The 13,712-nt window shown below is 42.0% G+C and carries 9 protein-coding genes; 6 read left to right on the top strand and 3 right to left on the bottom strand.

From position 1 onward, the window contains the following. Positions 1-48: 48 nt before the first annotated feature. Entirely contained in the window at positions 49-3,438 is a 3,390-nt protein-coding gene (locus L4D20_RS04535; protein WP_428800356.1) for a hybrid sensor histidine kinase/response regulator, read from the bottom strand. A gap of 147 nt (positions 3,439-3,585) precedes the next feature. Here L4D20_RS04535 and nagZ point away from each other — a divergent pair, with 147 nt between their 5' ends. The 6 genes from nagZ to L4D20_RS04505 all read left to right on the top strand — a co-directional run bounded on the left by nagZ (position 3,586) and on the right by L4D20_RS04505 (position 10,333). Beyond that, complete coding sequence (gene nagZ, locus L4D20_RS04530; protein ID WP_428800355.1) at positions 3,586-4,611, top strand: beta-N-acetylhexosaminidase; 1,026 nt, start codon at positions 3,586-3,588, stop codon at positions 4,609-4,611. Between the two features lie 254 nt (positions 4,612-4,865). Continuing rightward, positions 4,866-6,554, top strand: a complete 1,689-nt coding sequence (locus L4D20_RS04525; RefSeq protein ID WP_428800354.1) for an ABC transporter substrate-binding protein — start codon at positions 4,866-4,868, stop codon at positions 6,552-6,554. Positions 6,555-6,643: 89 nt separating this feature from the next. Then, positions 6,644-7,621: an ABC transporter permease gene (locus tag L4D20_RS04520; protein ID WP_428800353.1), complete on the top strand. Its 978-nt coding sequence runs from the start codon at positions 6,644-6,646 to the stop codon at positions 7,619-7,621. 12 nt (positions 7,622-7,633) lie between these two features. Beyond that, complete coding sequence (locus L4D20_RS04515; protein WP_428800352.1) at positions 7,634-8,578, top strand: ABC transporter permease; 945 nt, start codon at positions 7,634-7,636, stop codon at positions 8,576-8,578. After that, entirely contained in the window at positions 8,571-9,395 is an 825-nt protein-coding gene (locus L4D20_RS04510) for an ABC transporter ATP-binding protein (protein WP_428800351.1), read from the top strand. The genes L4D20_RS04515 and L4D20_RS04510 overlap by 8 nt, the downstream gene beginning before the upstream one ends. Continuing rightward, positions 9,392-10,333, top strand: a complete 942-nt coding sequence (locus L4D20_RS04505; protein WP_428800350.1) for an ABC transporter ATP-binding protein — start codon at positions 9,392-9,394, stop codon at positions 10,331-10,333. Before L4D20_RS04510 ends, L4D20_RS04505 begins: the two co-directional genes overlap by 4 nt. A 162-nt stretch (positions 10,334-10,495) precedes the next feature. On the opposite strand, the gene msrB is transcribed toward L4D20_RS04505, so the two are convergent. Beyond that, positions 10,496-11,644, bottom strand: a complete 1,149-nt coding sequence (gene msrB, locus L4D20_RS04500) for a peptide-methionine (R)-S-oxide reductase MsrB (RefSeq protein ID WP_428800349.1) — start codon at positions 11,642-11,644, stop codon at positions 10,496-10,498. A 139-nt stretch (positions 11,645-11,783) separates the two neighbouring features. After that, entirely contained in the window at positions 11,784-13,532 is a 1,749-nt protein-coding gene (locus L4D20_RS04495) for a formate--tetrahydrofolate ligase (protein WP_428800348.1), read from the bottom strand. Between the last annotated feature and the right edge of the window lie 180 nt (positions 13,533-13,712).

Genomic DNA, 13,712 nt, shown 5'->3' with positions numbered 1-13,712 from the left:
GATATTTAGTTCGGTTTTTTTGTGCTTGGAAGTAGCATTTTCGGTTGATTACTTCTCGGATAAGTAGGCCTTAATCTGATTACTTGTATGGTTAAGGTGGGCGATTTTGTGTCGGTACACTTCTTTATCTACATGGTGAATGACATAAGTTGCTGTTCGAACCACATCTCGCCATCTTGGTTTTTTAGGAAGAGTCTGCTCTAAAAAGTACTTATCCATCGTTCGAGTTTGAGCCGAGCTTCGATCAAGGTAAACACTCCAGATACGACTTTTCTCCGCTAAGTGTATTTTGCTCTGCCCAGTACCATCTTGCCACAACGCTATTGAGTCATTCATTAGAACAACCAGATTTTTACGAAAATCAGATTCCGAATTCATCTTAGGCTCTGTAGTCTTAGAGGAGGGCAAAGGCATTCTTTTGCTCAAAATAATGTGACGTTCTAAGTTTGGCTCTTTATTTGTGACCAAAACTTGAGCCTGTACCGTTGTTATACTCCCTAGGGAAGACTGAATATCGATAGTTGATGCTTTGGGCGCACCATCGGGTGAATCGGTATTTAATTCGGCATCCAATTTTAATTCTGCCACTGCTTTGTTGGACAAAACCGTCTGTATATTCGAACCTATAAGTTGTGGCAGTGTATTCCCCGTTAATGCTAATGCTGATGCGTTCGTATAGGTGATTTCATTAGAGTCATTAATACTAATAAGAGCATCGTCGATCTGCTCTAAAATATTTTTCATACGGCTTTGTTCGTTTATTAAACTCGATTCCGACTCAATTCTTTCGGCAACTTCAATTTTTAATTGCTCATTCTCTTCGAGTTTTTTGTCCGCTTGGTTGGCTTTGAGTAAATGCGATACTCGGGCCAGCAATTCCTGCTGCATAAAAGGTTTTGTTAAATAATCATCGGCACCGCTCTCAAACGCCTGTAATAGATCTTTTGTCTGAGATTTCGCAGTAAGCAATAAGATTGGAAGTGCTTGTGTAGTTTTATGTTTCTTCAACTCTTGGCAGACTTCGAATCCACTGATTTGCGGCATCATCACATCTAGGATAGCGATATCGGCTGAGTTTTCTTTTAAGTAATTAATAGCTTCAGTTCCATCACTAAATGAAGTGACTTCATATCCTGCGTAGGTCAGTTGATTATTTAATACCTGTAAATTAGATACTTCATCATCGACGACGACGACCTTAAAGCCATCTGTATTCGAGTTATTCATCTGACATAATGGCAGACCCGCGTTATATGGTGCGTTATTTTGTCTTGGGTATCCGTCATCGCCTAAACTACTACGTGTTAAGTGCTCTACAACAGCAGATTTGTGATGCTCCAATTCTGGGTCAAAGAGCGGTAGTGTAAAGGTAAAACAACTCCCTTCTCCAACCTTACTTTTTAGCGATAGTTTACCATCCATCAGCTTAACGAGTTGAAAAGCAATCGCTAGCCCTAATCCGCTTCCATTGTGGATGCGAGTAATGCTGCCATCTATTTGTACAAAAGGGTCAAAAATAGTCGAGTGCTCGGATTCAGTGATCCCAATGCCGCTATCAATTATAGAGAATGTGACTGTCTTATTTTCATTATTGCTTATTAGTAAATTGACCTCTCCATCATCGGTGTATTTGATCGCATTGTTAAGCAGGTTATATAAAACTTGCTCTAATCGGGTGATGTCTGCGAAGACTAACATCGGCGTATCAGGTAAGGTTAGACTTAATTTAACGGGTTTGTCGCCAACCATATGCTGTGTAATAGCGATGATGGTTTCAGAGCAACGATTTACGTCTACTGCTGAAGGGCTAACTCTTAATTGGTTGTTTTCGATTTTGTGGAAATCAAGAAGATCATCCACTAAATACGCGAGACGTTGAGCACTGTTCTTTACCATGCTCAACTGTTGCTCTTGATGCTCGTTTAATGCACCAGCAACGCCTTGTAATAAAGACTCGGTTATTCCAATGACTCCGGTAAGAGGGGTTTTTAGTTCATGAGAGGTGTTGGCCAAAAATTCATCTTTAATTTTGTCTGCTTGTCTAAGTGCCACATTCTGTTCGTTAATAAGATCAACGTGTTCTTCAAGTTGTCCGTTTTTATTTTTGATGACATCGAGCTGACGGCGAACCGCTTTAGCCATAACGTCAAAGCGAGAGGCTAGTCGTCCTATTTCATCTTTCCTATGTTTACCTGAAATAGGCTGCAACGCGCCGCCATAAGTTATGGATTCAGTTGCTGCCATCAAAGATTGAAGAGGGTACGTTAATGAACGAGAAAGCCAATAGACAAAGGCCGCGACCGTTAATATGAAAAGAGTCCCAATCAGCAATATATGATATCCAAACCGTAGTGACCTTGCTTGGGCTTCTAACTGACTCTGCTCAGCCACAATAGCCCAACGAACATCACCAATATCGACAAAGCTATAGGCAGATAATACCGGTGTATTGATGTAATTTGTTCCTGGCATAACCCCTATAAAACCATGTAGCGCTTGTTCGATTGTAGGCGTGTCAAAGGTATAACGGTGAATTAGTCGCGGGTCTACATTTCCGATTAACTCAGAACCGTGCATCAGCTTAGATATAGGGTTTAGCTGGCGATTTATGACGTAGACTTCAGATTGTTCCCCAAGTCTTACGGGTTGATGAATTAAACTATCAATAGAATCACTAGAAAGAGCGAACGCTATATACCCTGCTACTTGGGAGTGATGCTCCAAAGGCTTGATAATGTAGGAAACCATTTGGCCTTCATTTGCATCGAATGCAAAGTCATGGAATAGACTGAACTCTGGATCGATTTTTCCGTGGATAGCACCGTCATGCTCTCGTAGTTGCTGACTCATTTTTGTAAACGCGATGCCTAAAGGGCTTTTTTGATAGGACTCACTGGTAAGGTCAGCAGCAAAATAGTGGCCTTTATTAAAGTTGTAAAGAACCAGTCCCGATTCATCGATCAAATAAAGATCACTAAAGTCACTTTTCTGGATGAACTGAGAAAAACCAGTATCAAATCTGTCGTGTACTTGCTGATAGCTTCCCGTTACGCCAGATGCTTTGGCTGGTAATTTTTTAAAGTCACCATAACGAGAGTGATGAGACTTTAACTCTTGCGCCGCGAATTGGGAATCTTCGGAAATAAGCCCAAATGCGTATGGAAATCCGTAAAAACGGCTCATGGCATATTTTACAAAGTCCGTCTCACTGTAGTGTGTGCTTTGCTGCTTTAATCTGTCCATATGTTGATTGATCATGCCCTGTTTAGATTGCGCGACAGACAGCAGGTTATCGTAAACTTGCTCTTCAGTGCTCGATACAAACGAAACGTAAAAAATACTGGAGATAAGCAGCATCGGGGCGATAGAGAGGATAAGAAAGGTCAGTAATAATTTATTTCTGAGGCCCATATTCCTAAGGGCATTCATTGACATCATGTCGAGTGTTCTTCTTTATTATATTTTTCCTCAGTTTTTACGACTGTTGCCTATTAATAAAGAAATATCGTTAATATCGGTGCTAATTCTTGAACTGGTTCTCACCCCATTTAAAGATGATAACAAATCAATCAGTTAGGAATAGTCATGAAAAAAGGAACATCTCGCTCACCTCTTGTTATTGGTTTTCCAGGAACGGAATTTACCTCAGAACAGTTAGCATTCTTTGGCGAATACAAACCGTTTGGCTTAATGATTACAAGGGATAACATTGTTAGCAAAGCTCAACTAAAAAACGTTATCGCCCAGTTTAAGCAAGCCGTTGACGAAGAGCTAGTTATGGTCACTACAGATCAGGAAGGTGGCCGCATTCAGTACTTACAAGGCGAAGAGTGGCAAACTTACCCTATTTATGGTGATTTTAAAGCGCTAGCAGACAAAGACTTAGAACAAGCAAAAAAATCAGCATACGAAACCAGTATTTCGATGGCAACAGAAATGGCTGAGCTTGGGTTTAACGCGAACTGTGGTCCAGTACTTGATTTGTTAATGGACGAGGCTGATGCAGTAATGTCCAATCGCTGTTTCCATACCAACCCTAAATACACCGCGGAACTTGCCAAGTCGTATGTACAAGGGCATATGGACGCAGGCGTAATGCCTATGCTGAAACACATACCAGGCCATGGCCGAGCCACGGAGGATAGCCATAAAACTCGCCCTTGTATTGATACCAAACTCATAGAGCTAGATGGCACTGATTTTCATCCATTTAGCGAGTTGCACAATGCGCCAATGGCAATGGTTGCACATGTGGTTTTCTCACAGGTTGATAACCTACCAGCCAGCATATCGAAAAAAACAGTCAACGAGTTAATCAAACAACGCATAGGTTTTGAAGGCAGCTTAATATCGGATTGTGTGTACATGGAGAGCTTAGAAGGGCCTTTGGAGGACCGTTGCCACGCCGTACAGCAAGCAGGGGTCGATCTGGTGCTTGCGTGCCACGGTGACGTGAATGATTGGACGCTTTGGCAAACCAAATTAAGTCCTCTCTCTGAAGAGAGCTTACAGCGCCTTGAAAACTCTCTTAACTCAACCGCGCAGTCTCGCATTGATCAAACGATTAATGTCGCAGAGCTGGTTGCTAGAGTTGAAAAGGTGCTCATTTAGTTTTGATAGAGAATGCCGTATGTAGCCACTAAATGTGAACTGTACGGCATTCTAAGTAAAAGTCATTATATCTTTAATAAACAGAGGCTTATTTTCTATTTTTACGTTTTTGACGGTATATTTACGACATTGCACTTTGTCAGAATATCCAAGAAGATGCTTGAATGATTTCATGCTTTATTGCTGCGGTAGGCACTAGAGTTGGAACAATAATTGAGTTTCCAAATAACGACAATAATCAAGGATATGATTTAATGAAAAAAGTTCTTCTTGCTACAAGTATCGCTACAATACTTTCTAGCACTGCTTTTGTATCTACGACGGCGGTTGCAAATGACACTGGTGCTACATCAGAAAAATCAGTACTGAATATTGTACCTAGACTTCGAACATCTTGGGTTCGAAACTTCAACCCATATAACCAAACCACATTCTTACCAACAACCAACGAATTTGTATTTGAGCCATTGGCCATTTTTAATTCTATGCAAGGTGGTGAAGTACATTATCGTTTGGCTGAATCATTCGAATACGCAGAAGATTTGACCTCGGTGACCTTTAAGATTCGTCCTGATGTTAAATGGTCAGATGGTCAAGCGTTAAGTGCACAAGATGTACTGTTTAGCTTCAATATGGTCAAAGAAAATGCGGCACTTGATAGCCGTGCGATCTGGCAGCGAATTAGTGATATTGAGTTAATTGATTCTCATACGATTAAGTTTAACCTGCCAGTGGCTGATGGCGGTGCAGCAATTGAAATTGTTCAAGTTCCAATTGTACCGGAGCATGTGTGGAAAGATGTTTCTGATCCTGTCTCGTTTACCAATGAAGAGCCTGTTGGAAGTGGACCAATGACAGAAATAGAGCGCTTTACATCACGCGTCTATGTTCAATGTCGAAACCCTCATTACTGGGACAAAGACAATTTAGCGGTTGATTGCTTGCGCTTACCTCAACTGGCTAACAATGACCAAGTATTAGCCGCGGCTCAGAAAGGGGAGTTGGATTGGTTCGGTTCATTCTTACCAGATATTGATAAAACTTACGTCGCTCGTGATAAAAACAACCACAAATATTGGTTCCCTGCAGGGTCAATGGTAGCTTTCAATTTTAACTTAGAAAGCCAGCATGAAGGAAATCGTCAAGCGTTTAATAATGTAGAGTTCCGCCGTGCGATGTCTATGGCTATGGATCGCGAAGCCATGGTTGAAATTGCCGGATATGGCTACCCGACAATAAATGAATATCCGTCGGGCCTTGGCGCGACTTACCACTCTTGGAACAACGACACCGTTGACAAGAAATACGGTCAGTTTTCCAAATACAACATTAAGTCAGCCCAAGCACTACTAAAACAAAATGGTTTCGTTGACAGCGATGGTGATGGCTATATCAATAATCCAGATGGTTCGAAAATTGAATTTAACATTATCGTTCCCAATGGTTGGACTGACTGGGTAAATACGGTTCAAATCGCGGGTGATGGCCTTCAAGAATTGGGTATCAATGCAAAAGTTCGAACACCAGAAGCACCAGCTTGGACAGCTGCACTTATTGATGGAAGCTACGATGCCGCGATTAACTCTTACTATCAGGGAGCAACTCCTCATTACATGTACAACTCCGCGTTTAGTAGCGAGCAACAAGGTCAATCACGTTTCGCTGTTACTCGTTTTAGTCAGCCTGCTTTAGATGCACTTCTTGATAGCTTTTATCAGAGCATAGACCAGACGAAACAGAAAGAAGTGATGGATGACATTCAGTTAATCGTTGCGGAAAATATGCCGTTCGTACCTGTCTTTAACAATCCAACATGGTACCAGTACAACGAAACACGTTTTGAAGGTTTCTTTAGTGCTGATAACCCTGTAGCTCGTCCACAAGTACACCCTGGTGTTCCAGAGCGTCTATTGCACCTACTAAGTATCAAGCCGAAATCATAACTCTTCTTTTATCAATCTATAAAGGGCTGGTAGCTGCAGCCCTTATTCTCAAATAAATAACTATAAGCTCAACTCAAAAGGAGTGAGATATGGATTTTGTGCTTCGCCGCCTCGTATTCTATGTAATAGCTTTTTTCTTTGCGGCTACATTTAATTTCTTTTTACCAAGATTAATGCCCGGCGATCCAATAATGGTCATGTTCGCCTCGCAAGGTAACCCTTTACCTGTAGAGAGTTTAGAATCACTGAAACAAACTTTTGGCTTTGTTGATGGACCATTGTATTTGCAGTACGTCACGTATATGAAAAGTGTCTTTACTTGGGATTTAGGACTTTCCGTACAGTTTTACCCACTTCAAGTGAACGAAGTGATCGCACGTTCAATGATTTGGACTCTATTCTTAGTAGGCACGTCAACGTTAATTAGTTTCTTTATCGGGTCTATTTCCGGGATTATTGCGGCTTGGTATCGAGGCAGTTGGGTCGATACGATATTGTCACCATTGTCGTTGGTTCTACAGTCAATACCAGCGGTCGTTTTAGCGTTAACTTTTATGTTCATTTTTGGCGTGGCGCTGAATTGGCTTCCATTCTCATACGCTTACGACATAGAACTTGATCCGATGTTTACGTGGGAATACATCTCTAGCGTGATTGAACATGCGACGATGCCGATCATCTCTTTAGTTATCGTTCAAATTGGTGGTTATCTGCTGACCATTCGAAATAATCTGATCAACATTTTGGGAGAAGATTACATTGTTATGGGGCGCGCGAAAGGTTTGTCTGAGAACCGCGTCATGTTTAATTATGGTGCTCGTAACGCACTGCTTCCATCTATTACCGCATTTGCTATGACAGTGGGTGTTGTAATGGGCGGTTCACTGATTACTGAAGTCGTCTTTAACTATCCAGGGCTTGGCAATACTCTATTTGAAGCGATTGTTGCGCGTGATTATCCCGTCATTCAAGGTCAGTTGCTGATCATGACGATTGCAATGCTAAGCGCTAATTTTGTTGCCGATATGGCATATGTTTATCTTGACCCTCGTCTGCGCCGTGACTAATAGGAATTTGATATGAAGGAATTTTTAAAATTACTGGGTCGCAATAAGAAAGTTGCTGTCGGCCTGTTCATTGTTCTGTTTTATATACTGATTGCATTAGCGGCACCTGTGTTAACTAGCCACGATGCAAACAAACGAGTTGCTCGACCACACCAAGCGCCGAGTGCTGAAAATGTGATGGGTACAACTCGAATGGGTCGTGACGTTTACCATCAGTTTATACAAGGAACGTCGACCTCTTTAGCGGTTGGATTTAGTGCGGGAATTATCATTGTATTAATTGGTACCGCATTAGGAGTATCTGCGGGTTACTTTGGTGGCAAGTTTGATGAAATAGTAAACCTTGTTACCAATATTGCACTCGTGGTTCCCCAATTACCCTTGCTGTTGGTTTTGGCCGCATTTATCGGAGAAGTGAGTCCGTTTACCATTGCACTAATCATCGGCATGACCAGCTGGGCTTGGGGGGCGAGGGTTACACGTGCTCAAACGCTATCGCTGCGAAATAAAGAGTTTATTCATGCAAGTGAGTTAGCGGGTGAGCCTGCAAGACGTATCATCTTTGTTGAGATCTTACCGAATTTAGCATCGATTATTGGTCTCAATTTTTTAGGCTCTATTATTTTTACCATCATTACGCAGGCAACCATTGAGTTCCTTGGTCTGGGCGATCCTCTGTCGGTGAGCTGGGGAACTATGCTTTACAATGCGCAAAACTCTTCTGCCTTGATAGTAGGGGCCTGGTGGGAAGTAATGGTGCCTTGTGTTGCGATTGCAATATTGGGGATGGGCTTAGCGTTACTGAACTTTGGTATAGATGAAATTTCAAATCCACGATTACGAACTTTCTCAGGAATGAAGAAATTTAACCAACGGATAAAACTGATTAAAGAGCGCAGAAGGCTTGCGAAGAAACCAGAAGAAGAGTTGGCTAAGAAGGAGTCTGTATATGGATAACACATTAGAGATCAATAACCTTAGTGTTGACTACTTACTTGAAGATAGTGAATTTACAGCAGTAAACAATGTGAGTTTTTCAATAAAGAAAGGCGAAATATTTGGTTTAGCTGGTGAGTCTGGGTGCGGAAAAAGTACCATCGCATTTGCGGTTAGTCGTTTGTTGCAGCCACCGGCTTATATTTCACAGGGTGAAGTTCTACTAAACGGTGAAGATACTTTGAAAATGAGTGCTAAGCAGATCACGGCTCTTCGCTGGAATAAAGTGAGCATGGTTTTTCAAAGCGCAATGAATAGCCTAAACCCTGTTATAACTGTTGAAGAACAATTTCGAGACATGTTCTACAAACACCGAGGTTATAACAAAGCAGAGTCGGCTGAGAAAGCTGGAGAGCTTTTGGAAAGGGTAGGGATTGCTCCAGAGCGTCTTTCTGATTACCCCCATCAATTTTCTGGAGGCATGCGCCAACGAATCGTGATAGCTATCGCAATAGCGTTAAACCCTGACCTGCTAATAATGGACGAACCGACGACGGCGCTTGATGTCGTTGTTCAGCGAGAGATCTTAATGCAAATCCATGCGTTACGAAAAAAACTCGGTTTTTCTGTTTTGTTCATTACCCACGATTTAAGCTTAATGACTCAGTTGTGTGACCGTATTGGAGTGATGTTAAAGGGGGAGCTGGTGGAAGTAGCAAGCGCACGCGATATCTTACATAACCCAAAACATGCTTATACCCAAAAACTTTGGAATTCTATTCCAGCTGCGTTTGAAGATCACATTAGAAAAGAGCAACTGGAGGAATCGTTAGCATGAGCACTTTTGAACACGGTGAGACCATTATCTCAGTCAATAATATGAGTAAGACGTTCCATACTGGTAAAGGCGTAAAGAAAAAAGAAGTGAAAGCGTTACGCGGCATTAGCTTCAACTTAAATAAAGGCCGAGCCATGGCTTTGGTTGGCGAAAGTGGGTCGGGAAAAAGCACCGTTGCGCGCCTACTGACCAAAATGCATGATCACACTAGTGGAGACGTTTTCTTTAAAGGCCAAAATATTAGTGATATTGAAACGCGTAAAGATTTAGTCGCGTATCGAAAACAGATACAAATGATCTTCCAAGACCCGTTTGGATCGTTGAATCCCGCTCATACTATTTATCATCACATTGCTCGCCCTTTACTTACTCATAAATACGTAAAGAATCATAAGGAAGCGAAAGTAAAGGTCGATGAGCTACTAAGAATGGTTGAGTTAGATCCGGATGTTACAGTTATGAAGTTTCCTCACCAGCTATCAGGGGGACAGCGTCAGCGTGTGTCAATTGCACGAGCAATAGCAGTAGGTGCAGAAGTCATTCTCGCAGATGAACCGACCTCTATGCTTGATGTATCTATTCGACTTGATGTGCTGGACTTACTAAAGCGCTTAAAAGACGAACAAGGTTATACGTTTTTGTACATTACCCATGATATTGCCACCGCTAGGTACTTTGCTGAAGATATCGCGATTATGTATCAGGGACAAATCGTTGAGTATGGCGACACTGGCAGTGTGATAGACAATCCGCAGCACCCCTATACAAAGTTGCTACTATCTGCGATACCAAACCCTTACGTTAGTTTTGATGAAGCGATAGAAACCGGGGCAGAGCTGCTTGAAAAAGCAAACAACATCCGTAAGCAGAGCCATGCCGATATCTCGGGCTATCGACAGTTTGCCAAGAATCACTTTTATGGAGAAACGACGGTTTAATTTAACTTAATAGCCGGACTATTTATTAAAACGATGTGATTATGTAAAAAGCCGAACAGCCATTGTGTAAGTTAATGGTGTTCGGCTTTTTGTTTTTACTCTGTTTAACTTTTTCTTTGTATAACTAGCAGTCGTTCGCTACTGAAATTTGATAGCGTGTTGTTAGCCATTAAATAAATACAGATACTCTTCATAGCCTTCTGTGCTCATTTGGTCTACTGGTACGAATCGAAGTGCTGCTGAATTAATACAGTAGCGTAATCCAGTTGGTGCGGGCCCATCTTCAAACAAATGGCCTAGATGTGAGTCGGCAAATCGACTTCTGACTTCGGTTCGAGAGTAAAGTAAACTATTGTCAGCGTGTTCTTCAATGTATCCGTCGTTAATTGGGCGAGTAAAGCTTGGCCAGCCTGTGCCCGATTTGTACTTGTCAGTTGACGAAAAAAGCGGTTCTCCAGTCACGACATCAACGTATATACCAGCTTGTTTATTATCCCAGTACTTATTTTGAAATGCTCGTTCTGTGCCTTCTTCTTGTGTGACGTAATATTCGAGTTCGGTTAATTGAGCCTTGATTTGTTTGTCACTCGGTTTATTGTAAGCCTTCAATGTCGCCAAACGTGCTTGATCGTCTATCATAGTTCGGAGGGTAACAGGCATATCAATTCGCTCTTCACCAAAGATCTTGTCTAGGTATTGGTCTCTACCTGAGTTGTACCGATAGTACTTATATCGCACTGTATTTCGTTTGTAATAATCTTGATGATAATCTTCTGCTGGCCAGAAAGAATCAAATTCAATCAACTCAACTTTCAAAGGTTTGTTGTATATCCCTAGAGTCTCGACTTGTTGTAAAAACTGTTCCGCAATCACTTTTTGTTCGTCATTATGGAAAAAGATAGCAGGGCGATAGTGAGGGCCTCGATCAACAAATGAACCTTTGTTATCGGTAGGGTCGATATGGCGTAGAAGTTGATCGAGAACTTCTTCGTAGCTAACACGTGAAGCATCATAGGTAACTGAAATGGCCTCTATGTGTTTTGTCTTCCCTGAAGAAACTTCTTTATAGGTAGGGTTTTCTAAGCTTCCTCCAGAGTAGCCCGACACGACATCAATTACGCCGTCTAAAGCTTCTAAATCTGATTCTGTACACCAAAAACAACCGCCAGCCAGTGTCGCAATTTCAATGTGTCCAGATTGATTATTCTGTTCACTAGTCGCTTTAGTTGATGATTCAACCGGTATAAGCGAAGAAACCACAAGTACACTCATTGCAGCGATAAAAATTGTAAAGAGAGAGCGTTTGCGCATATTGATTCCCCAAATAAGTTGTCTATAGATTAGAACAGGAATGAATGGGAAAAATTTCAAAGTCATGATTGATGATATGAATACAGAGCGAAAAAAAGCGAGGCTACTTGCCTCGCTTGTTTGTTTTAAGCATGTTCGATCAGCTTAACCCGATGATATTTCCTTCGTCATCTAGATCAAGGTTCATGAACGCAGGTTTATCTGGTAAACCGGGCATGGTCATTACGTTACCGCATAGTGCGTAAACAAAACCTGCACCAGCACATAGCTTTAGCTCGCGAATTGGCACATCGAACCCACTAGGTGCACCTTTTACAGATCCGTCAGTAGAGATTGAGAGTGGTGATTTAGCTAAGCATACGGCTAAGTTATCGTATCCATCTTTTTTAAACTGTGCCAGTTGTTGAGTTGCTTTATAGCTCATTGTTACGCCTTTCGCACCGTAGCCAACTTCAGCGACGGCCATAAGTTTCTCTTCTAACGACTGGTCTAATTTATATAACGGAGTGAATACAACACTATTTTCACATTGTTTCATGACTTTTTCTGCGAGTGCTACTGTCCCTTTGCCACCCAAAGAAAAGCCTTCGCTTATTTCAACTTCTACGTTGTTTGGCAGTGCTTCTACCATCTCTTTTAGTTGCAATAGCTCGTTGTTACAATCTTGAGGGAAGCGATTGATAGCAACAACGGCTGGAACACCGTATTTGTTGACGTTATTGATGTGCCATTTTAGGTTATCGAATCCGGCTATCAATGCGTCTGAATCAGCATCAAATATTGAATCAGGAATGGCTTGCCCAGGTTTTAAATCATAATGACCTGAGTTGGCTTTTAATCCACGAAGCGTCGCGACGATAACTGCGCAATCTGGTGCTTTTCCTGACGCCTGAGCTTTAATATTACAGGCTTTTTCAAAGCCCATATCAGATCCAAAACCACCTTCGGTAACGGTGTATTTAGCTAACTTATTGGCGATATTATCAGCAATGATTGATGAGTTACCGTGAGCAATATTGGCGAATGGTCCTGCGTGAATAAGCGTTGGAACACCTTCTAGTGTCTGCATTAGGGTCGGCTCTATTGCATCTTTCATGCTAACTGCCATTGCGCCTGCTACTTGTAGGTCTTCCGCAGTGACAGGGTCACCATAAATGTTGTAAGCGACGACAATACGCCCAATACGTGCACGCAAATCTTTAAGATCAGTTGCTAGCGCTAAAATGGCCATAAGTTCTGACGCGGCCGATATGTCGAATCCATCCTCTCGCTCGAACCCATTGATGGTTTTATTGGTCTCATTTTTACCAACCGTTACCATGCGAAGAGCGCGGTCATTATGGTCTAGTACACGTTTCCAAACGACGTTCTTTGAATCTATTTTTAACGCAGTCAATCCGGTGCGGTCTTCAAAGTCGTTGTAGCCTTTGCGTTGTTCATGATAGATACGAGCATCAATGGCGGCCGCGGCAAGGTTATGTGCCGCTGTTACCGCATGAATGTCACCGGTTAAGTGAAGGTTGAGTTCGTCCATTGGGGCTACTTGAGAATAACCACCACCAGCAGCGCCACCTTTCACACCAAAAACAGGACCCATAGAAGGCTGACGGATACATGCAACAACGGATTGATCTAACTTCTTCAGACCCTGAGACAAGCCGATGGTCGTTACGGTCTTGCCTTCTCCTAACGGAGTTGGGGTTATAGCGGTAACCAATACCAGTTTACCGATTTGCTCATTTGTTAAACGCTTTACGCTGGAAAGGGATACCTTTGCTTTGTATTTACCTTGTGATTGGAACTCATCATCGAGCAAGCCCATAGACTGAGCTACAGTAGTAATTGATTGTAGTTTTGTCTCACGACAAATTTCGATATCTGACAGCATAAAACCCTCGGAACAGGACTATTAATAGTTAGGTAAACGTTTGCGTCAGGATGATAGCTTTAATTTATTCTTTGTAAAGTGCTATTTGACGCGTTATTTGTTCGCTAGTGTAACAGAGTCGGTGGTCAGTTCGCTAAAGTGGGTTTTGTTAGGAAAAACTGATGACAAATGAACTTATAA

This window comes from Vibrio kyushuensis, assembly GCF_050337325.1.
Lineage (GTDB): Bacteria > Pseudomonadota > Gammaproteobacteria > Enterobacterales > Vibrionaceae > Vibrio > Vibrio kyushuensis.
The sequence above is the reverse complement of the archived record's forward strand: the minus strand, read 5'-3'. Positions and strand labels throughout refer to the sequence as shown.